This window comes from Paractinoplanes ovalisporus (assembly GCF_016834655.1).
In the GTDB taxonomy this organism is placed as follows: Bacteria; Actinomycetota; Actinomycetes; order Mycobacteriales; family Micromonosporaceae; genus Actinoplanes; species Actinoplanes ovalisporus.
Genome location: NZ_JAENHP010000003.1, coordinates 113257 through 133310, shown reverse-complemented (window position 1 = coordinate 133310; position 20054 = coordinate 113257). Strand labels below are relative to the sequence as shown.

At 69.7% G+C, this 20054-nt stretch carries 17 protein-coding genes and 1 pseudogene; 12 read left to right on the top strand and 6 right to left on the bottom strand.

What is annotated here, in order from left to right; genetic code table 11:
• Positions 1-18 precede the first annotated feature (18 nt).
• Positions 19-1482, bottom strand: coding sequence for a benzaldehyde dehydrogenase (locus JIG36_RS10750; protein WP_203375959.1), 1464 nt, complete (start codon positions 1480-1482; stop codon positions 19-21).
• 49 nt (positions 1483-1531) lie between these two features.
• Complete coding sequence (locus JIG36_RS10745) at positions 1532-2344, bottom strand: IclR family transcriptional regulator (RefSeq protein WP_203375958.1); 813 nt, start codon at positions 2342-2344, stop codon at positions 1532-1534.
• Positions 2345-2441: 97 nt separating this feature from the next.
• On the opposite strand from JIG36_RS10745, the gene JIG36_RS10740 reads away from it, so the two are divergent.
• The 10 genes and pseudogenes from JIG36_RS10740 to JIG36_RS10700 all read left to right on the top strand — a co-directional run bounded on the left by JIG36_RS10740 (position 2442) and on the right by JIG36_RS10700 (position 12807).
• Positions 2442-3743, top strand: coding sequence for an ABC transporter substrate-binding protein (locus JIG36_RS10740; protein WP_203375957.1), 1302 nt, complete (start codon positions 2442-2444; stop codon positions 3741-3743).
• Positions 3740-4462 carry an ABC transporter ATP-binding protein gene (locus tag JIG36_RS10735; RefSeq protein ID WP_203375956.1) on the top strand — a complete coding sequence of 241 codons (723 nt, stop codon included), beginning with the start codon at positions 3740-3742 and terminating at the stop codon, positions 4460-4462. The genes JIG36_RS10740 and JIG36_RS10735 overlap by 4 nt, the downstream gene beginning before the upstream one ends.
• Positions 4459-5160 carry an ABC transporter ATP-binding protein gene (locus JIG36_RS10730; RefSeq protein ID WP_203375955.1) on the top strand — a complete coding sequence of 234 codons (702 nt, stop codon included), beginning with the start codon at positions 4459-4461 and terminating at the stop codon, positions 5158-5160. The genes JIG36_RS10735 and JIG36_RS10730 overlap by 4 nt, the downstream gene beginning before the upstream one ends.
• Entirely contained in the window at positions 5157-6020 is an 864-nt protein-coding gene (locus tag JIG36_RS10725) for a branched-chain amino acid ABC transporter permease (protein ID WP_203375954.1), read from the top strand. Before JIG36_RS10730 ends, JIG36_RS10725 begins: the two co-directional genes overlap by 4 nt.
• A complete protein-coding gene (locus JIG36_RS10720; protein ID WP_307872656.1) occupies positions 6017-7054 on the top strand; it encodes a branched-chain amino acid ABC transporter permease in 1038 nt (345 codons plus the stop codon). Before JIG36_RS10725 ends, JIG36_RS10720 begins: the two co-directional genes overlap by 4 nt.
• A gap of 27 nt (positions 7055-7081) precedes the next feature.
• On the top strand, positions 7082-8539 hold the full coding sequence (locus tag JIG36_RS10715) for an aldehyde dehydrogenase family protein (protein ID WP_203375953.1): 1458 nt from the start codon (positions 7082-7084) through the stop codon (positions 8537-8539).
• 32 nt (positions 8540-8571) lie between these two features.
• Positions 8572-10221, top strand: a complete 1650-nt coding sequence (locus tag JIG36_RS10710; RefSeq protein ID WP_203375952.1) for a sulfatase-like hydrolase/transferase — start codon at positions 8572-8574, stop codon at positions 10219-10221.
• A 55-nt stretch (positions 10222-10276) separates the two neighbouring features.
• On the top strand, positions 10277-10405 hold the full coding sequence (locus JIG36_RS53210; protein ID WP_268919581.1) for a hypothetical protein: 129 nt from the start codon (positions 10277-10279) through the stop codon (positions 10403-10405).
• Positions 10406-11097: 692 nt separating this feature from the next.
• Positions 11098-11337 (top strand): annotated as a pseudogene (locus tag JIG36_RS54625) (P-loop NTPase family protein); the annotation flags it as partial.
• 114 nt (positions 11338-11451) lie between these two features.
• On the top strand, positions 11452-12807 hold the full coding sequence (locus JIG36_RS10700) for a COR domain-containing protein (RefSeq protein ID WP_203375951.1): 1356 nt from the start codon (positions 11452-11454) through the stop codon (positions 12805-12807).
• Here the strand turns inward: JIG36_RS10700 and JIG36_RS10695 are convergent.
• Genes JIG36_RS10695 through JIG36_RS10680 form a run of 4 tightly spaced genes read right to left on the bottom strand, consistent with a single transcriptional unit; the run spans position 12796 to position 17988 of the window.
• The gene (locus JIG36_RS10695) at positions 12796-14772 is read right to left on the bottom strand and encodes a beta-galactosidase (protein WP_203375950.1); all 1977 of its coding nucleotides are present in this window, start codon (positions 14770-14772) and stop codon (positions 12796-12798) included. The two genes, JIG36_RS10700 and JIG36_RS10695, sit on opposite strands and share 12 nt — an antisense overlap.
• Before the next feature lie 24 nt (positions 14773-14796).
• A complete protein-coding gene (locus JIG36_RS10690) occupies positions 14797-16134 on the bottom strand; it encodes an ABC transporter substrate-binding protein (protein WP_203375949.1) in 1338 nt (445 codons plus the stop codon).
• Between the two features lie 31 nt (positions 16135-16165).
• Positions 16166-17026, bottom strand: a complete 861-nt coding sequence (locus JIG36_RS10685) for a carbohydrate ABC transporter permease (protein WP_438870718.1) — start codon at positions 17024-17026, stop codon at positions 16166-16168.
• Positions 17027-17082: 56 nt separating this feature from the next.
• Complete coding sequence (locus JIG36_RS10680) at positions 17083-17988, bottom strand: carbohydrate ABC transporter permease (RefSeq protein ID WP_203375947.1); 906 nt, start codon at positions 17986-17988, stop codon at positions 17083-17085.
• A 176-nt stretch (positions 17989-18164) separates the two neighbouring features.
• On the opposite strand from JIG36_RS10680, the gene JIG36_RS10675 reads away from it, so the two are divergent.
• Positions 18165-19157, top strand: coding sequence for a LacI family DNA-binding transcriptional regulator (locus JIG36_RS10675; RefSeq protein WP_203375946.1), 993 nt, complete (start codon positions 18165-18167; stop codon positions 19155-19157).
• A 10-nt stretch (positions 19158-19167) separates the two neighbouring features.
• Positions 19168-20049: a GIY-YIG nuclease family protein gene (locus JIG36_RS10670; protein WP_203375945.1), complete on the top strand. Its 882-nt coding sequence runs from the start codon at positions 19168-19170 to the stop codon at positions 20047-20049.
• Positions 20050-20054 lie beyond the last annotated feature (5 nt).

The following is a 20054-nucleotide window of genomic DNA, read 5'->3' as shown; positions in this document are numbered from 1 at the left end:
CGCCAACCGGACTGACCTTTAGAACGGGTAGGCGGCCGGCTGGCTGCGCACAGTGATCCACCGCGTCTCGGTAAACGCCTCAATATTGGCCGCAGCTCCGCCAAAACGAGACCCCGTACCCGAGGCGGCCACCCCACCGAACGGCGCATTCGCCTCGTCGTTCACAGTCTGGTCATTGATGTGCACGATCCCGGTCGGAATCAGATCAGCCAACTCGACCCCACGCATCGCATCCCGGGTCACAATCCCCAGCGACAGCCCATACTCCGACTCCCCAGCCAGGGCCACCGCCTCCTCCAGACTCCCGAAACGGGCCACCGGCGCCACCGGCCCGAAGATCTCCTGCGCGAACGCCGGCGTAGACGCGGAAGCCCCCGCCAGCACAGTCGGCCGATAGAACAACCCTTCGTACGACCCACCCGCAGCCAGCCGCACGTCACCACCGACGCTGGACGTAACCAGGTCGTGGATCTTGTCGCGCTGCCCCGCGTCGATGACCGGCCCCAACGCGACCTGATCACGGGCCGGGTCACCGACCGGCAACTTCCCCGCCTTGTCGGCCAGCCGCTCCACGAAGTCGTCGTACAGGCTCTCGTGCACCAGGTGCCGCCCGGTGGTCATGCAGATCTGCCCCTGGTGGAACCAGCTCCCCCACGCGGCCAGGTTCACCGCGGAATCCACGTCGGCATCCGACAGCACCACCAACGCCGAGTTGCCACCCAGCTCCAGGTGGGCCCGCTTGAGGTGCTTCCCGGCGAGCTCCCCCACGCGGCGTCCGGCCCCGGTCGAGCCGGTGAACGAGATGACCGGCACCCGCGGGTCGGTGACCAGGGCCTCGCCCACATCAGCGCCGCCGGGCAACACCTGGAACAGCCCGTCGGGCAGGCCGGCCTCCTGGAAGATCCGGGCCAGCACGAGGCCGCCCGTCACCGCCGTACGGGGATCGGGCTTCAACAACACCGCGTTGCCGAGGGCCAAAGCGGGCGCCACCGACCGGATGGCCAGGATGATGGGCACGTTGAACGGCGCGATGACACCGACGACACCGACCGGATAGCGGCGGATCATCGACAGGCGCGGCTCGCCCGAGGGGATCAGTTCTCCGTACGGGCGGCCGGGCAGTGACGCCGCCTCCCAGCATTCCTGTTCGGCGGTATGCACGGCGAACCCGGCCATCCCGGGGATCGCGCCGACCTCGCGGACGTTCCACCACGAGATCTCCTCGGCGTGCTCGGCCCACAGCGCGGCGGCCTTGCGCAGCACGGCGGCCCGCGCGAAGTGCGGCTGAGCAGCCCACTCCTTCTGGGCGGAGGCGGCGGACCGGGCAGCGGCCTCGACGTCGGCGGGCGTGGCCAGGGTGATCCGGCCCAGCACACCGCCGGTGGCGGGCTCGGTCACGTCGACGGTCTCGCCGCTGCCGGCACGCCAGGCGCCGTCGGTGAAGAGCAGGTCGTTCCAGCGGTTCTCGTCCAGCAGCACCATGCCGCCGACCCTAGGCACGCGTTTCCCACTTATCAACGCGGTGTTTCAACTATTCGAACGGGGACCCAGAACGGTAGCCCAGCTGGTGCGAGATGTCGGCCGCCGTGCGCAGCAGCGGGCCCGAGAGCTTGGCGACCACCGAGTCGACCGAGGCGGTCCAGGTGGTCAGGTGCACCGCGATGTTGATCGCCGCGACCACATGGCCGGAGCGGTCGCGGATCGGCGCGGCCAGCGACCTCAACCCGGGCGCGAGCTCCTCGTCGTTGACCGCCATGCCGGCCTGCCGCACCTGGGACAGGGCGGACACCAGCTGTTCCCGTACGGTGATGGTCCGCGGCCCGCGCCGGGCCAGGTCCATGCGGTCGAGCAGCGGCCGCAGCGCCGCCGGATCGCGGTAGGCCAGCAGCACCTTGCCCATCGACGTGCAGTAGGCCGGCAGCCGCGACCCGACGTGCAGGTTGAGGTCGACCGCCACGCCCGCCTGCCGCCGGCTGCGGCGCCGCTCGACATAGACGATGTCGGCCCCGTCGAGCACGGCCATGCTGGCCGCGCAGCCGGTCTCGTCCGAGAGGGTCTGCAGGTGGGCGGCGGCCACGCCGGTGATCTCCATCGAGCTGATCGCGGCGAACCCGAGGTCGACCACGCGCGGGCCGAGCGAGTACTTGCGGGTGTCCGGGTCCTGCTGCAGGAAGCCGAGCCCGGCCAGCGTCGCCACGTACCGGTGGGTGGTGCTGCGGTTGAGGTCGACCGCGCGGGCCAGGTCGGCGATGCCCAGCACGGGGCCGTTCTCGGCGAACTCGGTGAGGATGCGCAGCCCACGCTCGAGCGACTGCGACGTGGAAGCGGCCGGGGGCGTCGTCATGCGTGCACTCTTTCAGCGGTCGTTCCAGTTATTCGAACACTCGATTGACGTGTGACGCAAACCACTCCTACCGTCGCGGTCCACAAGGGAGGCACATATGGAGATCCATGCCACCCGGCGCGATCTGCTCCGCGCGACCGGCCTCGGCCTTACCGGAACCATGCTGTCGGCCTGCGGCGGCCTGGGCAGCGACAACAGCAGCGACGAGAACACCGGCACCCTGAAGATCGGCTTTGTCAGCCCCCGGACGGGCGCCGCGGCCGGCTTCGGCGAACCCGACGCGTACGTGCTCGACCTGGCCCGCAAGGCGCTCGCGGGCGGCCTCACGGCGGGCGGCACGAAATACTCCGTACAGATCCTGGACCGGGACAGCCAGTCCAACCCGCAGCGCGCCGCCCAGGTCGCCAACGACCTGATCAACTCCGACGCGGTCGACCTGATGCTCACCACCTCGACCCCCGAGACGGTCAACCCGGTCTCCGACGCGAGCGAGGCGGCCGGCGTGCCCTGCGTGTCCACGGTAGTGCCGTGGGAGGCCTGGTATTTCGGGCGCGGCGCGAAGCCCGACGAGAAGAACGCCTACAAGTTCACCTACCACTTCTGCTTCGGCGTCGAGCAGTTCCATTCCATGTACGCCCACGAGTGGCCCCAGGTGCCGACCAACCGCAAGGTCGGCGTGATGTGGCCCAACGACTCCGACGGCAACGCCATCCGGGCCGCCCTCGGGCCGCTGCTCGAGCAGGAGGGCTTCACGATCGTCGACCCCGGCGCCTACACCAACGGCACCAACGACTTCTCGGCCCAGATCGCCCGGTTCAAGGCCGAGGGCTGCGAGATCTTCAACTCGTTCCCGATCCCGCCCGACTTCGCCACGTTCTGGCGGCAGGCCGCGCAGCAGGGCTTCCGGCCCAAGATCTGCCAGGTCGCCAAGACCGGCCTGTTCCCGTCGCAGATCGAGGCGCTCGGCGACCTGGGCATCGGGGTGGCCGGCGGCGCCTACTGGACCCCGACCTATCCGTACGCGTCGTCGCTGACCAAGGCGGGCGGAAAGTCCCTGGCCGACGGCTACCGCACCGCCACCGGCAAGCAGTGGAACCAGCAGCTCGGGCCCAGCCTGGCCCTGTTCGACGTGGCCGCGGCCGCGCTCACCGCCACCGGCAACCCGAAGGACCGGGCCGCCGTGGCCAGGACGATCGGCACGCTCGACGTCGAGACCCCGGTCGGCCGGCTGCGCTGGGGTCAGGGCCCGAACGCCAACGTGGTCGCGACCCCGATCCTCGGCGGACAGTGGATCAAGTCGACGGACAGCCGCGACAAGGTCGAGTTCGTGCTGGTCGAGAACTCGTCCGACCCGAACGTGCCGACCGCGGCCAAGCTCCAGCAGTACGGCCGCCGGTGACCGCCGTTCTGGAGGGACGCGACCTGAGCGTGCGCTACGGCGACCTGCCGGTGCTGCGCGACGTCGGCTTCACGGTCGCGCCGGGCGAGGCGGTCGGCATCGTCGGGCCCAACGGCGCCGGCAAGACGACCCTGCTCAACGTGCTGGCCGGGGCGGTCCGGCCGACCGGCGGCACGGTGCGCTTCGACGGGCGGGACATCACCCGGGCCCGGCCCGACCAGCGGGCCCGGATGGGCATCGGGCGGGCGTTTCAGATCCCGCGCCCGTTCGGCGGCATGACCGTGCTCGAGAACGTGGTCGTCGCCGCCACCCACGGCGCGGGACTGCGCGGCCACGCCGCCCACCGCCGCTGCGCCGACGTCCTCGACGAGTGCGGGCTGACCACGCTGGCCAACCGGCGCGCCGAAAGCCTGGGGCTGCTGCACCGCAAGCGGCTCGAACTCGCCCGCTGCCTGGCCACCGGGCCGCGGGTGGTGCTGCTGGACGAGATCGGCGGCGGGCTCACCGACGCCGAGGCCGCGGAGCTGGTCGCCGCCGTGCGGCAGGTGCGGTCGGCCGGCACCGCGATCGTCTGGATCGAGCACATCGTGCACGTGCTGGTGCAGGTCGTGGACCGGCTGATCTGCATGGACACGGGCCGGGTCATCGCCGACGGGGAACCGGCCCGGGTGCTCGGCGACGCCGTGGTCATCGACGCCTATCTGGGGAGGACGTCATGACGCTGCTGCGGGTGACCGGGCTGCATGCGCGGCACGGATTGCTGGCCGCCGTCCGGGGCGTCTCGTTCGACGTCGACGAGGGTGAGGTCGTGGCGCTGATCGGGGCCAACGGCGCCGGCAAGACAACCCTGCTGCGCACGATCGCGGGGGCGCATCCCGCGGCGGGCGGCGTCATCGCGTACGCGGGGAAGGATCTTGAAGGTCTGCCCGCGCACCGCCGCGTCGCGCTCGGCATCGCGCTGGTGCCCGAGGGCCGGCGCCTGTTTCCCGAGCTCACCGTGCGCGAGAACCTGACCGTGGCCGGCCGCCCGGGCCGGTGGCAGCTGGAGACGGTGCTCGACGCGTTCCCCCGGCTGCGGCCGCTGCTCGACCGTCCGGCGGCGAAACTCTCCGGCGGTCAGCAGCAGGCCACCGCGATCGCCCGGTCCCTGATGACCAACCCGCGGCTGCTGCTGGTCGACGAGGTCTCGCTCGGCCTCTCCCCGCAGGCGGTCGACGAGGTGTACGACATGATCGCGACGCTGCGCGGGCTGGGCACCACGCTCGTGCTGGTCGAGCAGGATCTCGGCCGGGCCCTGGCCGTCGCCGGTCGCGTGATCTGCCTGCTGGAGGGCCGGATCACGCTCGAGGCGCCGGCCGCCGGGCTGACCCGCGACCGGGTCGTCCAGGCCTACTTCGGCTTCGCGAGGACGCCATGACCTGGGTCAACGCCATCCTCCAGGGGATCTTCCTGGGCGGGCTGTACGCGCTGTTCGCCTGCGGCCTGTCGCTCATCTTCGGGGTCATGCGGATCATCAACCTGGCCCACGGCGACCTGGCCGTGCTGGGCGCGTTCCTGGTCTGGTCGGTCACCGTCACGGCCGGCGCCGACCCGTTCGTCGCCCTGCTGCCGGTGCTGCCGGTCATGCTGGTCCTGGGCTATCTGCTGCACCGCACCGTGCTCGCCCGCAGCCTGCGCGGCGGCCCGCTGACCCCGCTGCTCACCACGTTCGGGCTGGCCATCGTCATCCAGAACGGACTGCTGCAGGCCTACTCGCCCGACGTCCGCTCGCTCGGTGGCGCGGCCGGCGGGCTGGCCACCGGCAGCTGGCGGCTCACCGACCAGCTGTCGGTGTCGTACCTGGGCCTGCTGGTCCTGGTCGTCGCGGTGCTCGTGCTGGGCGGCCTGCACCTGCTGTTGCGGCGCACCCGCTTCGGCCGCGAGATGCGGGCCACCGCCCAGGACCCGGACACGGCGGCCCTGGTCGGGATCCCCGCGCAGTCCGTGTACGCCAAGGCCACCGCGATCGCCGTGGCCACCGCGACCCTGGCCGGGGTGTTTCTGGCGGTGCGGTCCACGTTCGACGCGTCCAGCGGCCCGACCCAGCTGATCTTCGCGTTCGAGGCGGTGGTGATCGGCGGGCTCGGCTCGATCTGGGGCACGCTCACGGGTGGCATCGTGCTCGGCGTCGCCCAGACCCTCGGCGCCACCGTCGACCCGCAGTATTCGATCCTCGCCGGCCACCTGGTGTTCCTGGCCGTCCTCGCGAGCCCGCGCGGGCGGGCGGTGATCAGGTGACCGGGCCATGGCAGGTCGTCCGCTCGGGGCGGGCGACCCGGCTCGCCACGTCGGGGCTGAGCGCATTCGGGCTCCTGCTGTTCGCCGTCCCGTTCCTGTTCCGCACCGACGTCGTCCAGCAGCTCACCACCCTGTGCACACTGGTCATCCTGGCGTCGATGTGGAACGTCCTGGCCGGGTACGGCGGTCTGGTGTCGGTCGGCCAGCAGGCGTTCCTCGGGTTCGGCGCGTACGCCACGGTGTTCCTCGCCCAGCGCGACGTGCACCCGTACGTGGCCGTCGTCCTCGCCGCCGGGCTCTCCGCCGTGCTCGCGGTCGCGCTCGCCCCGCTGCTGTTGCGGCTGCGCGGCGGCCAGTTCGCGGTCGGCACGTGGGTCGTCGCCGAAGCCCTGGCCCTGCTGGTCGCGCTCGACGAGGACCTCGGCGGTGGCACCGGCGTGTCGCTGCGCGGGCTCAACGCGTACGCCCCGGACTGGCGCCGCGCCTACACGTACTGGCTGACCCTGGCCTTCACGCTGGCGCTGCTGGTCGCGGTGTTCGTGCTGCTGCGACGCCGTACGGGGGTGGCGATCCAGGCCGTGCGGGACGACGAGGACGCGGCGGCCGCGCTCGGGGTCCGCGCCGGCCCGCTCAAGTTCGCCCTGTTCGTGCTGGCCGGCGTCGGCTGCGGCGCGGCCGGCGCGCTCACCCTGGCCAACACGCTGTTCATCCAACCGCAGTCCATCTTCGGGGTGCAGTGGTCGGCCTACCTGCTGTTCATGGTGCTGGTCGGCGGGATCGGCAGCTTCGAGGGCCCGATCCTGGGCGCGGTCGTCTTCTTCCTGCTGCAGGACTGGTTCGCCCAGTTCGGCGCCTGGTACCTGATCGGGCTCGGGCTGGTCGCGATCGGCTTCGCCCTGTTCCGGCCGCGCGGGCTGTGGAGCCTGGCCGGCGATCGCCTGCCGTTCCGGCTGCTCCCGGTCGGTTACGCTCTGCGCGAGCCGCCGGCCACAGGGCGACTCGGCGGGAGCCGTCGAAGCGCGAGCCGTCAGTGAGTCAGTGACAAGGCCAGGAGCAGCGACGTGACCCTTAAGGTGTCGCACCACATCGGCGGCGCCGAGGTGGGCCCGGCCGGCGGCGGCTGGCACCCCGACTACGACGCCTACACCCGCGCGGTGCTGGCCGAGGTCGCCTCGGGTGACGCCGACGACGCCCGGGCCGCGATCGAGGCCGCGCACGCCGCGTTCCCGGCCTGGGCCGCCATGCCACCCACCGAACGCCAGGTCATCTTCCTGCGCGCGGCCGACGCCCTGGCCCGCCGGGCCGACGAGGTGCTCGGCCTGCTCGCGGCCGAGACCGGCTGCGGCCCGGTCTTCGGGCACATGCAGCTCGACTTCTGCCTGGCCCTGCTGCGCCAGGCGGCCGGGCTGGCGCACGCCCCGATCGGCCAGATCCTGCCGACCGATCTGCCCGGTTCGCGCGCCCTGGCCGTTCGGCGGCCGGTGGGGGTGGTCGCGGCCATCGCCCCCTGGAACGCGGCGCTCAGCCTGGCCGGCCGGGCCGTGGTCGGGCCGCTCGCGCTGGGCAACACGGTGGTGCTCAAGCCCTCCGAGGAGTCACCCGTCACCGGGGGCACGCTGTGGGCGTCGCTGCTGACCGAGGCCGGGCTGCCCGCCGGCGTGCTCAACGTGGTGACCCACGCCCCGGGCGACGCCGGCGTGATCGCCGAGGAGCTGGTGACCCATTCCCTCGTACGCCGGATCAGCTTCACCGGCTCCACGGTGACCGGCCGCCGCCTGGCCGAACTGGCAGCGCGGCACCTCAAACGCCCGGTCCTGCAGCTCAGCGGTCACAACGCGCTGATCGTGCTCGCCGACGCCGACCTCGATCTGGCCGTCGACGCCGCGGCCTACGGCGCGTTCGTGCACCAGGGCGAGATCTGCATGTGTGTGCGCCGGATCCTGGTCGAGGAGCCGGTCGCCGCCGAGTTCACCCGCCGCTTCGTCGCCAAGGTGTCCACGCTTGCGGTCGGTGACCCCCGCGATCCCCGTACGGTGGTCGGGCCGTTGATCAATGAATGGGCGTTGAGCCTGGTCGCGCGGCGGGTCGACGAGGCCGTCGCCCTCGGGGCCCGGCTGCTGACCGGCGGCGAGGCGGCGCCCCCGTGCTACCCGCCGACCGTGCTGACCGACGTGCCGCCCGAGGCCGAGATCGCGTTCGAGGAGACGTTCGGCCCGGTCGCCCTGCTCGAGACGGTCGCGTCGGCCGACGAGGCGGTCGACCGTGCCAACGCCTCCCGCTTCGGCCTGACCGCCGGCATCATCTCGCGCGACACGTACGGCAGCCTGGACCTGGCCCGCCGCCTCGAGGTCGGCATCGTGCACCTCAACGACCAGACCGTCAACGACGAGCCGCAGATGCCGTTCGGCGGGCTCAAGGACAGCGGGTGGGGACGGTTCGGCCTGCAGTTCGCGGCCGAGGACTTCACCGAACTTCAATGGATAACGATGCGCGACAAAGGCCGAAGTTATCCGTTCTGAACCTTGCGCGGCTCCCGCCCGTATCCCGGGGCGTGCCCGTACCTGTTCGCCGCGTTCTGCGTGTCTCGCTCACCGTCGCCGCCGCCGCTCTGATCGTCGCCGCGCTGGTCGTGCCCGACGCGATCGCCCGGCCCAAGGAGGGCGCCTTCCTGCCAGGCGCATTCCTGCGGTTGCCGATCGAGGTCATTCTCGGCGGGGCGGTTGTGTTCGCGCTTCCCGTACGGTGGCGGAGGCCGTTCGCGGTGCTGTTCGGGCTCGGCGTCGGCGCCCTCGTCATCCTCAAGATCGCGAACGCCGGTTTCCGCAGTGTGCTGGGCCGCAAGTTCGACCCGGTGATCGACACTCCCCTGCTGCGCGACGGGTACAACGCGCTGACCGAGACCGACGGCAAGACATACGCCAATCTGGTCGTGGCCGGAGCCGTCGTCGGTGGTGTCGTGCTGCTGGCCGCTCTGGTCTTGGCGTCTTTGCGGCTGGCGCGGCTCGCTCGTTCTGTTTCCGCGCGCCGCACCCTGGTGGGACTCAGTGCTGTCTGGGTGGCACTCGCCCTTTCCGGGGTCACCATCTTCCCCAACGCGCCGGTCGCCTCCGACTCGGCGATCGCGCTGCTCAAGTCCACGGCCAGGCAGGTGCCGGCCACCATCCGCGACGAGCGGCAGTTCGCCTCGGCGGTCAGCCACGACCCGTACGCCGCCACGCCCGCCGCCGACCTCGTGTCGGGTCTCAAGGGCAAAGACGTGATCATCGGCGTCGTCGAGAGCTTCGGGCACAGCTCGCTCACCGACCCCGGCATGTCGGCCATCGTCAACCCGGCCCTGGCCGCCTCGGACGAGCGCCTGCGAAAGGCGGGATTCCACGCCCGTACGGGATGGCTCACGTCCTCCACCTATGGCGGGGGCAGCTGGCTGGCGCACGGCTCGTTCCAGTCCGGGCTGTGGATCACCTCGCAGCAGCGCTACGACGGCATGGTCAAGGGTGACCGGCTGACCCTGACGAGGGCCTTCAAGGACGCCGGCTGGCAGACCGCGGGCATCGAACCCGGCAACACCAAGGACTGGCCCGAGGCCGGGTTCTACGGGTACGACCAGGTTCTCGACTCGCGCACGATGGGCTACAAGGGGCCGGACTTCGGGTGGTCCCGGATGCCCGACCAGTACGTGCTCGACACGTTCCAGCGCAAGGTCAACGCCAAGGCCACCAAGCCGCTGATGGCCGAGATCACGCTCACGTCCAGCCACGAGCCGTGGACCCACGTGCCGTCGATGGTCCCGTGGAACCAGATCGGCGACGGCAAGGTCTACGAGCCCCAGGTCGCCGACGCACCGCCGCGCTCCGAGTTGTGGGCCGACAAGGTCAAGACCCAGCTTTCGTACGCTCGGACGCTCGCCTACTCGGTGGAAGCCCTCACCACATGGGCCGCCGACTACGGCGACAAGGACACGGTCCTGATCATGTTCGGCGACCACCAGCCGATGTCCCGCATCACCGGCCCCAACGCCAGCCACGACGTCCCGGTCTCGATCATCGCCAAGGACCCGCAGGTGCTGGAGAAGATCGCCGCCTGGAACTGGACCGACGGCCTCAAGCCGGGCAACGCCCCGGTCTGGCGGATGGACGAGTTCCGCGACCGGTTCTTCGCCGCCTACGGACGTGCGGACGGGGTCGCCCTCGGCCCCCGCTGACCCCGCAGAGGGACATCGGCTCCAGAGTGGAATCGTGCCCCTACGATGACGCGACATGACGTCGATCCGGCAGGCGCTGAGCAACGCCCACCATTCGGGCGTGTTCGAACTGCACGACCAGCGCCTGCGGACCTGGCCGCGCGAGCTGCTGGACATCCCTGCGCTCGGGACCATCAGCGTCTAACCTCTCCGGTCTGACGGACCTCGACCTCGGACTCAACCCGCTCGGGGGGACCGGGGACCTGCCGTTACCCGCCGGTATCAGGACCCTCATCCTGACCGCCACCGGTCTGAACAGCGTGCCCGAAGCGGTTCGCGAGCTTGATGAGTTACGCCTTCTCAGCCTCAGTTCGATGGGTGGACCCCTCGACCGGGAGATGTACCTGCTGCACCCCGAGTTCCTGGGGCCATCCGGAACCCGATTCAGCGCCGGGCCACCGGTCGACCGGGCAAAGATCAAGAGTTTGCCGCCGTGGCTCTTCAAGCTTCCGAACCTGGAGTGGCTCGATCTCGCCGACCAGGGCCTCCGGACTCTGCCGGAGTCGATCGGCGCGATGCGACGGCTGCGCGGTCTCAACCTGGCCGGGAACGATCTGCACCACCTGCCGACGGCGCTGTTCCAGCAGAGCACGCTCGAGGTGTTGAGCGCGGCGGACAACAGGCTGGAGGCGCTACCGGGCGACCTGCCCAACTTCTCCGGACTCCGCTACGTCAACCTGATCGGCAACGACCTCCCATTGCCCCCGGAAGTTCTGCAGGACCCCACCTCGGTGAGCACGATCTGGGACTACATCGTCCGCACGCGGGAGGACCGCCGGCCGCTCGACGAGGCGAAACTCCTGGTCATCGGGGGAGGGTTCCGTCGGGAAGAGTTCGATCATCCGACGGCTCACACGCGGCGACTTCGACCCCGACGAGCGCAAGACCGAGGGGATCGACGTCACCCGGTGGGATCTCGACGTGGACGGCACGGACATCGCGGTCAACCTGTGGGACTTCGGCGGGCAGGAGATCATGCACGCCACCCATCAGTTCTTCCTCACCCGGCGCAGCGTCTATCTCCTGGTCGTCGACGCGCGGCAGAGCGAGGAACAGAACCGCATCGAGTATTGGCTGAAGCTCATCCAGGGCTTCTCTGGCGGCTCCCCGGTCATCCTGGTCGGCAACAAATGCGAAGGCTTCGAGCTCGACATCGACCACCGCGGCCTGCGCACGAAATACCCCGACATCGTGGACATCATCGAGACCTCGTGCGCGAACAATGTCGGCCTCGACGCGGTCCGCGATTCGCTACGCCAGTCACTCGGCACGCTTCCCCACGTCCGCGACGAGTTGCCCACCTCGTTCTTCGCCGTCAAGGAACACCTGGAAAAGCTCGACGCCGACTATCTGCCGTTCACCGCGTACGAAGAACTCTGTCGCGACAAAGGCGTCGACACCTCGGCGTCGCAGGAACTTCTCATCGGCTTCCTGCACGACCTCGGCACGGTTCTGTGCTTCCGCACGGACCGCCGGCTGCGTGACACCAACATCTTGAACCCGAGCTGGGTCACGGGCGGCGTCTATCGTCTGCTCAACTCGCATGCCGCGGCTCAGGAGAAGGGGCTGCTGCGCTGGCCGGTCATCGACGGCATCCTCGACGACGACCGCTACCAGCCCGACAAGCGGCAGTTCATCGTCGAGATGATGAAGAAGTTCGAGCTCTGCTACGAGTCGGACGACATCTTCCTGATCCCAGATCTTCTGACCAAAGAGGAGCCCGACACGGGAGCGTGGGAGGACACGCTCGACTTCACCGTTCGATACGGCGTGTTGCCGTCCAGCATCATCGGCCGCCTCGTCGTCCGGCTGCATCCCATGATCAGCCAGGGCACAGTCTGGCGTACCGGCGTCGTGCTGAGGCTCGATGGCAACCGGGCCCTGGTGAAGGCCGACCGTGAGGACGCCACGCTTGTCATCAGGGTGGCCGGCCCGGCCAACGGCCGTCGTGGGCTGCTGACCGCCATCCGGGCCGAGCTCCGGAAGATCGAGAAGACGATCCCGGGTCTGGCTGGTGAGGAACAGGTGCCGGTTGCCGGCCATCCCGGAGTCTGGGTGCCGTACAAGCATCTGCTCAACCTGGAGTCGGTCGGCCGCGACACCGTGGTGCCCCAAGGGCTGGTCGAGGAGTTCCCGATCGCCCGCCTGCTCGACGGCATCGAAACCAAGGCGGACCGCCGGCCGACCCGCGGCACGCCCGGCTCAGGGCTGCCGACAGCGGCGGGCGAACTGCCAGAGGCGGCGGAGCGCCCGGAGGATACGAAGGGTCGGTTCCGTTTCCTGGGGCTGCCGAAGTTCGGCGGCATCATCGCGCTGTCAGCCTCATCGTCGCGTTGCTCGGCACGTTGGTCGGCTATCTCTCCTTCCGTGGCGATGAACGTGAACGCAACACGCCCGACCACCCCGCCCCGACGGCGACCGCCCCCACGCCCGGTCCCTCGGCGAGCTGAAGCCGGATCCGGCCTCCGACGAAGAACGCCCCGGCGACCGCCACAAAGGGCCGTCGCCGGGGCGTTCTGCGCGCCTGGCTGGGACTCAGGCGCGTAGCACCGCCACTCCCCTGGCGGTGAGAGTGCGGACATCACCGCCGAGGGCGCTGATGTCGACCGGTTCCTCGGTGCGGTTGATGACGAATCGGGTGTTCCCGCGAACGGCCAGCTCAACCTGGCCACGCAGAGCTTCCGGCAGTTCGCTGGTGACGCCGGCCCGCGCGAGCAGGTCGCCGAGGACCGGCACCAGGCCGTCGGGACCCAGGCGGGTCGAGACGTACGCGGCGGAGCCCGATCCCACCGTACGGCGGGTGATCGCGGCCCGCCCGGCCTGGTCGCCCGTCTTGTAGGAGGCCAGTACGGTCGTCTCTTCGCTGGTCACGTCGATGCGGTCGGTCCACAGGGTGCCGGTCAGGCCGTTGTCGAGCTCGGCCGTGTCGCCGTCGAGCAGCGGGCCGAACTCCTCGATGCGTACGCCGAGCAGGTCGCGCAGCGCGCCCGGGTAGCCGCCGAGCCAGGCGTGGTCGTTCTCGTCGACGATCCCCGAGAAGTACGTGGTGATCAGGTGCCCGCCGGACGAGACGAACTCCGACAGCCGCAGGGCGAGCGTCGACGGCACCACGTGCAGCACCGGCGCCACCACGACGTCGTAGCCCGACAGATCGGCCGCCACGGGCACGACATCCGCCCGTACGCCGAGGTCGAGGAACGCCGTGTACCAGTCCAGCGCCTCCTGGCGGTAGCGCAGCTGCGCACTCGGGTGCGAGTCCTGCTCGACCGCCCACCACGAGGTCCAGTCGAAGAGGACGGCCGCCTTCGCCGGCGTACGGGGAAGGCCCGCGACATCGGACAGCGAGCGCAGACGAGCCCCGAGGTCGGCCACGTCCTGGAACAGCTGCGAGGACGTGCCGGCGTGCGGAACCATCGCCGAGTGGTACTTCTCGGCCCCGGCCTTGGACTGCCGCCACTGGAAGAAGCAGACTGCGTCGGCGCCGTGGGCGACGTGGGTGAGCGAGTCGCGGGCCAGCTCGCCCGGCTTCTTGGCCAGGTTGATCGGCTGCCAGTTGACCGCGCTGGTCGAGTGCTCCATCAGGAACCACGGCTGCCCGCCGGCGATGTTGCCGGTCAGGTTGGCCGAGAACGACAGCTCGTCCAGGGTCTGCCGGCCGGGCAGGCGGTAGTGGTCGTTCGACACGAAGTCGACCTCGGCCGCCCAGTCCGCGTAGTCCATGCCCTTGGTCTCGCCCATGACCATGAAGTTGGTCGTGACCGGGATGTCCGGCGTGATCTCGCGCAGGATCTCGCGCTCGGCCACCAAATAGTCCTTGAGCGCGTCGGACGAGAACCGCTTGAAGTCGAGCTGCTGACCCGGGTTGGGGTGGGTCGCGGCCTGGCGCGGGGGCAGGATCTGCTCGAAGTCGGTGTACCACTGCGACCAGAAGGCGGTGCCCCACGCCTCGTTCACCGCGTCGATCGTCGTGTAGCGGGCGCGCAACCACTGCCGGAACGCGGCCGCGGCGTCGTCCGAATAGTCGTAGACGTTGTGGCAGCCCAGCTCGTTGCTGACGTGCCAGGCCACGACGGCCGGGTGGCTTCCGTAACGCTCAGCCATGGTCCGGACGAGCCGCAGCGCGTGCTCCCGGAAGATCGGCGAGGTCGGCCGCCACTGCTGACGGCCGCCCGGCCAGATCGTGTTGCCCTTCTGATCCACCGGCAGAATCTGCGGGTACGCGGTGGTCAGCCACGGCGGCGGCGAGGCCGTCGCCGTGGCCAGATCAACCGCGATCCCGTTGGCGTGCAACAGGTCGATCGCCTCGTCGAGCCAGCCGAAGTCGTACCGGCCCTCGGCGGTCTCGAGCTTGGCCCACGAGAAGATGGCGAGCGAGACGATGGTGACGCCGGCCTCGCGCATGGCGCGCACGTCGTCGTCCCAGACCTCGCGGGGCCACTGCTCGGGGTTGTAGTCCGCGCCGTACTCGAGACGGGCGTCTCCGGACCGGCGCAGCCAACGGGGGTGTGACACAGAATCTCCCAGAAGGTGGAGCTGTTACTTGACGGTGAAGCCCTGCTCGTTGCCGTACTTGGCGGACTGGTCCTGCCAGGCCTTCAGACCGTCGGCCAGGGTGGTGTTCGAGACGTACGCCTTGCCCGCGGTGTCGTTGAAGACGCTGTTCGAGTAGACCTGGAAGGGCAGGTACGACCAGCCGGTGACGACCTGCTGGGCCGACTTGGCGAAGATCTCGTTGGCCTTCTGACCGCCGAAGTACTCGAACTCGTCGGCCAGCCAGGCCGGGTCGGCCAGGGTCTTGCTGGTGGCCGGGAAAGCGCCGCCGTCGACACGGATCTGCACGCCGTCACCGTCGTTGGCGAACTTCAGGAAGCCGTACGCGAGCTCCTTGTTGGCGCCCTTGTCCATGACCGAGAGGGCGCTGCCGCCGTTCTCGGCGCTGGCGTTGGCGCCGGCGGTCCACTGCGGCAGCTCGGCCGCGCGCCACTTGCCGGAGCCGGCCGGGGCGCTGGTGACGAAGTTGGCCGGCATCCAGGCGCCGGTCGCGACCGTGGCGATCGAGCCGTTGCCGATGCCCTGGAACCACCCGTCGCTCCACGAGCTGACCGGCGCGAGCAGCTTCTCGCTGATCAGGGCCTGCCACACCTTGACGAACTCCTGCGAGCCGGCGTCGGTGAAGTTGATCGTGACGTTGGTGCCGTCGACGGTGTACGGCTTGCCACCCGCCTGCCAGATGAGGCTGGTGGTCAGGCCGGCGTCGCCGGTGTCGTTGGTGATGTAGGCCTTGGGGTCGGCCTTGTGCAGCTTGCGGGCGGCCTCGAGGTACTCGGTCCAGGTCTTGGGGACCTCGATCTTGTACTTGTCGAAGACCTCCTTGTTGTAATAGAGCGCCATCGGGCCCGAGTCCATGGGCAGGCCGTAGACGCCGCCCCCGGAGTTGACCGAGTTCCACGGGCCGGGGTTGAAGTCGGCCTTCAGGCTTTCGGCGCCGTACGACTTGAGGTCGGTGAGCGCCTTGCCGATCGCGAACTGCGGCAGCGCGTAGTACTCGATCTGCCCGACGTCCGGCACACCCTTGCCGGCCGCGATCGCGTTCTGCAGGGCGGTGTACTGCTTGTCGCCGGTGCCCGCGTTGACCAGGTCGACCTTGACGTTCGGGTACTTCTCCTGGAACTTCGTGACGACGTCCTTGAGGGTGGGCTCCCACGCCCACACGGTCAGGGTGCCGCCCTTCTCCAGCGCCGCGGTGACGTCGGCGTCGGAGACGGTGGAGCCGCCGGACGAGCCGGACGAGGACGAGTCGTCCCCGCCGCCACAGGCGGTGAGGGCGAGGACGGCGGCCGAGGCCACGGCCGCCACCTTCAGAAATCGGGACATGGGTGAAGCCCTTTCGGAGCGGGAGGGTGAGTTATTCCTTGACGGAGCCGGCGGCCAGGCCGGACTGCCAGTAACGCTGCAGCGAGAGGAACGCCGCGAGCAGGAGCACGACGGTGATGAGCGAACCCGTGATGACCAGGTTGAAGACGGCCTCGCCACCGGCCGTGGCGGCCTGCGCGTTCCAGGAGTTGAGGCCGACGGTGAGCGGATACCAGTCCGGGTTCTTCAGCATGATCAACGGCAGGAAGTAGTTGTTCATGGTCGCGACCATGGTGAAGAGCAGGGTCGTGATGATGCCGGGCATCAGCAGCGGCACGCTCAGCTTGAAGAGCGTGCGGAACTCGCCGGCGCCGTCGACCCGGGCCGCCTCGAGCATCTCGGTCGGCACCGCCTGGGCGGCGAAGGTCCACATCAGGTACAGCCCGAACGGCGAGATCAGCGACGGGATGATCACGGCCCACGGCGTGTTGGTCAGGCCCATCTTGCTGAACATGAGGAACGTCGGCACGGCGAGCGCGGTCGGCGGCACGGCCACCGCGCCGATGACGATCGCGAAGACGGCCTTCTTGCCCACGAAGTTGAACTTGGCCAGCCCGTACCCGGCCAGCAGGGCCAGGAAGGTCGCCCCGCCCGCGCCGACCAGCACATAGATGGCGGTGTTGCCCAGCCAGCGCAGATAGATGCCGTCGTTGTAGGTGAACGTGTCGGCGATGTTGCTGAACAGGGCGAACTTGCCGTCGTCGAACCAGAGCCCGAACGAGCTGAACAACCCGTCCTGCGTCTTGGTCGAGTTGATCACCAGCCAGGCCAGCGGGAACAGCGAGTACAAGGCCATCACGGCGGTGAGCACGGTCAGCAGGACGCTGCCCTTGCGCCGCTTTTTCGATGACAAGGTCACAGGCTTTCCCGTACGGGATGAGGACCGCACTGGGGAGGTTGTCGTCGTCATCAGAGGTCCTTCGTCCCGCGCAGCTGCACCACGTAGGCGACGATCATGGTGATCACGGCCATCACGACCGCGATCGCCGCGGAGTAGTTGATCTGCTGGCCCGAGAAGGTCAGCGAGTAGGCGTAGTAGTTCGGCGTGAAGAACGTGGTGATCGCGTTCGGCGCCAGGTTGCGCAGGATGGCCGGCTCGTTGAACAGCTGGAAGCTGCCGATGATCGAGAAGATGGTGGCGATGACCAGCGCGCCCCGGATGGCCGGCAGCTTGATCGAGCGGATGATCCGGACCTGGCCGGCGCCGTCGATCGCGGCCGACTCGTAGAGCGACTTCGGCACGACCTGCAGGGCCGAATAGAAGATCAGCATGTTGTAGCCGACGAACTGCCAGGTCGTGATGTTGCCGATCGAGGCCAGGATGAGGCTCGGCTTGAGCGGGTCGGGCAGCGAGATCCCGAGCGCGTCGTTGATGCTGCCGACCAGGCCGAACTGCGAGCCGTAGATGAAGCCCCACATCAGCGCGGCGACGACGGCCGGCACCGCGTACGGCAGGAAGATCGAGACCCGGAAGAAGCTCTTGCCGTAAAGCCGGCCGCTGTCGAGGGCGAGCGCCACCAGCAGGGCCAGGAACAGCATGATCGGCACCTGGACGACCAGGAAGAGCCCGACCCGGCCGACGCCGGACCAGAACTGCGCGTCCTGCAGCGCCTGCGTGTAGTTGTCCAGGCCGACGAACGCGTTACCGCCGATGAGCCGGTTGCGGTAGAGGCTCAGGTAGATCGCGTAGACGATCGGAGCCAGGAAGACCAGCGCGAACACGATCATGAACGGGCCGACGAACTTCCAGCCCTGATAGGAGCGGCGTACGCGCCTCGTCGCCGGCGGCGGTGCCGCGACCTGTGGAACTGCCATCTGCCGTCATCCTGTTCTGGCGTTCACCGTGAGTTCTGTTTGCGTAAACATTGCACCTGATCAACTGTGTTCGACAATGTTTCGTCAGGTTCACTGGTGTGATGTTTGCGTAAACATGAGGGTGATAGTTTCACCACGTGCAGGGATCGTCAAGCAACCGCCCCCGGGGCGTTTCGATGGCCGACGTGGCTCGTCTAGCTGGGGTCTCCTCCCAGACCGTCAGCCGCGTCTCGAACGGACACCCCAGCGTGGTCGAGTCGACGAGGCGCCAGGTTCTGAACGCGATGCAACAGCTGGGTTATCGGCCCAACAGTGCGGCACGTGCACTTAAACGGGGTGAGTTTCGTACGATCGGCGTCATTTTGTTCACCTTGGCGACCACCGGCAACAGCCGAACGGTCGAGGCGATCGCCGCTCAGGCCGCCCAGGAGGGCTACGCGATCACGCTGATCCCGGTTGCGATGCCGACCCAGGACGGCGTGCTCGGCGCGTTCACCCGCCTCGGCGAGCTGGCCGTCGACGGCGTGATCGTGATCATGGAAGTGCACCTGCTCGATGCGGCCAATCTGACGCTCCCGCCGGGCGTGCAGGTCGTGGTCGTCGACTCCGACGCCGGCGACCGCTACCCGGTGGTCGACACCGACCAGGCCGACGGCGCCCGGCAGGCCGTACGCCATCTGCTCGACCTCGGCCACGAGACGGTCTGGCACGTCACCGGCCCGGCCGAGTCGTTCTCGAGCGAGCGCCGGGCCGCGGCCTGGCGCGACGTGCTGACCGAGGCGGGCCGGCCCGTCCCGCCGGTCCAGCGCGGTGACTGGTCGGCCCTGTCCGGTTACGAGGCCGGTCTGCAGCTGGCCGCCGAACCGTCCTGCACGGCCATCTTCTGCGCCAACGACCAGATGGCGCTGGGCGTGCTGCGGGCCCTGCACGAGCGCGGCCGCCGGGTTCCCGACGAGGTCAGCGTGGTCGGCTTCGACGACATCCCGGACGCCGCTTCCTACCTGCCCCCGCTCACCACCGTGCATCAGGACTTCGCCGAGGTGGGCCGTCGCTGCGTCCAGGGGCTGCTCGACCAGATCCGCCGCCACAGTCTCGAGCCGGGCACGGTGCTGGTGCCGACCACGCTTGTCGCGCGCGCCAGCACCGCCCCGCCGCCGGTCTTCCAGTAGATTCCCGGGCATGCCACCGACCGCCGGCCTGCCCCAGGCGCCCGGCGTCTACCGGTTCCGCGACGCCGCGGGCAAGGTTCTCTACATCGGGCGGGCCACCCAGCTGCGCAGCCGGGTCGGGTCCTACTGGGGTGACCTGCGCGACCGCCCCCGCCTGCGCCGGATGGTGCCGCAGGTGGCCCGGGTCGAGGCGGTCGTGTGCGACTCCGTCCACGAGGCCGCCTGGTTCGAGCGCAACCTGCTGGAACGCTCGAAGCCGCGCTGGAACCGGACCCGCGGCGGCCAGGAGGTGCCGGTCGGCATCCGGCTCGACCCCGACGGCCCCAAGGTGGTGCACCTGCACGCGCCGGGAGCGGCCGAGTTCGGGCCCTATCTCGGCGGCAGCCAGGCCCGCCTGGCGGTGTCCGGGCTCGACCGGGTGCTGCCGCTGCGCTACACCGCCGAGCGGCTCGAGGGCGGGCTGCGCGACCTGGCCCGGATGCGGGGCGTGACCACGCTCGACCGGCCGGCGTTCCGGGCGACCATCGCCGCGGTGCTCCGGCGGGGGGTGGACGAGACTCACGCCGTACGGGAAAGCCTGGCTCTTCTGCGGGATCGGGCGTCGCAGAACCTGGCCTTCGAGCTGGCCGGGCGGATCCAGCAGGAGATTGAGGCCCTGGACTGGATCGTCGCCGACCAGAAGGTGTCGCAGCTCGTGGCGGGGGCGGACCACGACGCGTACGGCTGGTCCGACGGTCTGCTCGTGCGTTTCCGGATGCGCGCCGGGCGGCTCGACGGGTGGGAGCAGCGGCCGAGTTCACACGCCTCGGCCCAGCGGTGGCTGGAGCTGACCCCGCCCGAATGGCGGGCGTTCGCCGACCGCAACGCGGAGCTGGCCCGCCGCTTACACTGACCACT

What these genes read in the sequence shown, in the direction of transcription:
- JIG36_RS10680 (WP_203375947.1), bottom strand. Translation starts at nt 17,988, where the DNA reads ATGGCAGTTCCACAGGTCGCGGCACCGCCGCCGGCGACGAGGCGCGTA.
- JIG36_RS10725 (WP_203375954.1), top strand. Translation starts at nt 5,157, where the DNA reads ATGACCTGGGTCAACGCCATCCTCCAGGGGATCTTCCTGGGCGGGCTG.
- JIG36_RS10740 (WP_203375957.1), top strand. Translation starts at nt 2,442, where the DNA reads ATGGAGATCCATGCCACCCGGCGCGATCTGCTCCGCGCGACCGGCCTC.
- JIG36_RS10690 (WP_203375949.1), bottom strand. Translation starts at nt 16,134, where the DNA reads ATGTCCCGATTTCTGAAGGTGGCGGCCGTGGCCTCGGCCGCCGTCCTC.
- JIG36_RS10670 (WP_203375945.1), top strand. Translation starts at nt 19,168, where the DNA reads ATGCCACCGACCGCCGGCCTGCCCCAGGCGCCCGGCGTCTACCGGTTC.
- JIG36_RS53210 (WP_268919581.1), top strand. Translation starts at nt 10,277, where the DNA reads ATGACGTCGATCCGGCAGGCGCTGAGCAACGCCCACCATTCGGGCGTG.
- JIG36_RS10745 (WP_203375958.1), bottom strand. Translation starts at nt 2,344, where the DNA reads ATGACGACGCCCCCGGCCGCTTCCACGTCGCAGTCGCTCGAGCGTGGG.
- JIG36_RS10675 (WP_203375946.1), top strand. Translation starts at nt 18,165, where the DNA reads ATGGCCGACGTGGCTCGTCTAGCTGGGGTCTCCTCCCAGACCGTCAGC.
- JIG36_RS10750 (WP_203375959.1), bottom strand. Translation starts at nt 1,482, where the DNA reads ATGGTGCTGCTGGACGAGAACCGCTGGAACGACCTGCTCTTCACCGAC.
- JIG36_RS10730 (WP_203375955.1), top strand. Translation starts at nt 4,459, where the DNA reads ATGACGCTGCTGCGGGTGACCGGGCTGCATGCGCGGCACGGATTGCTG.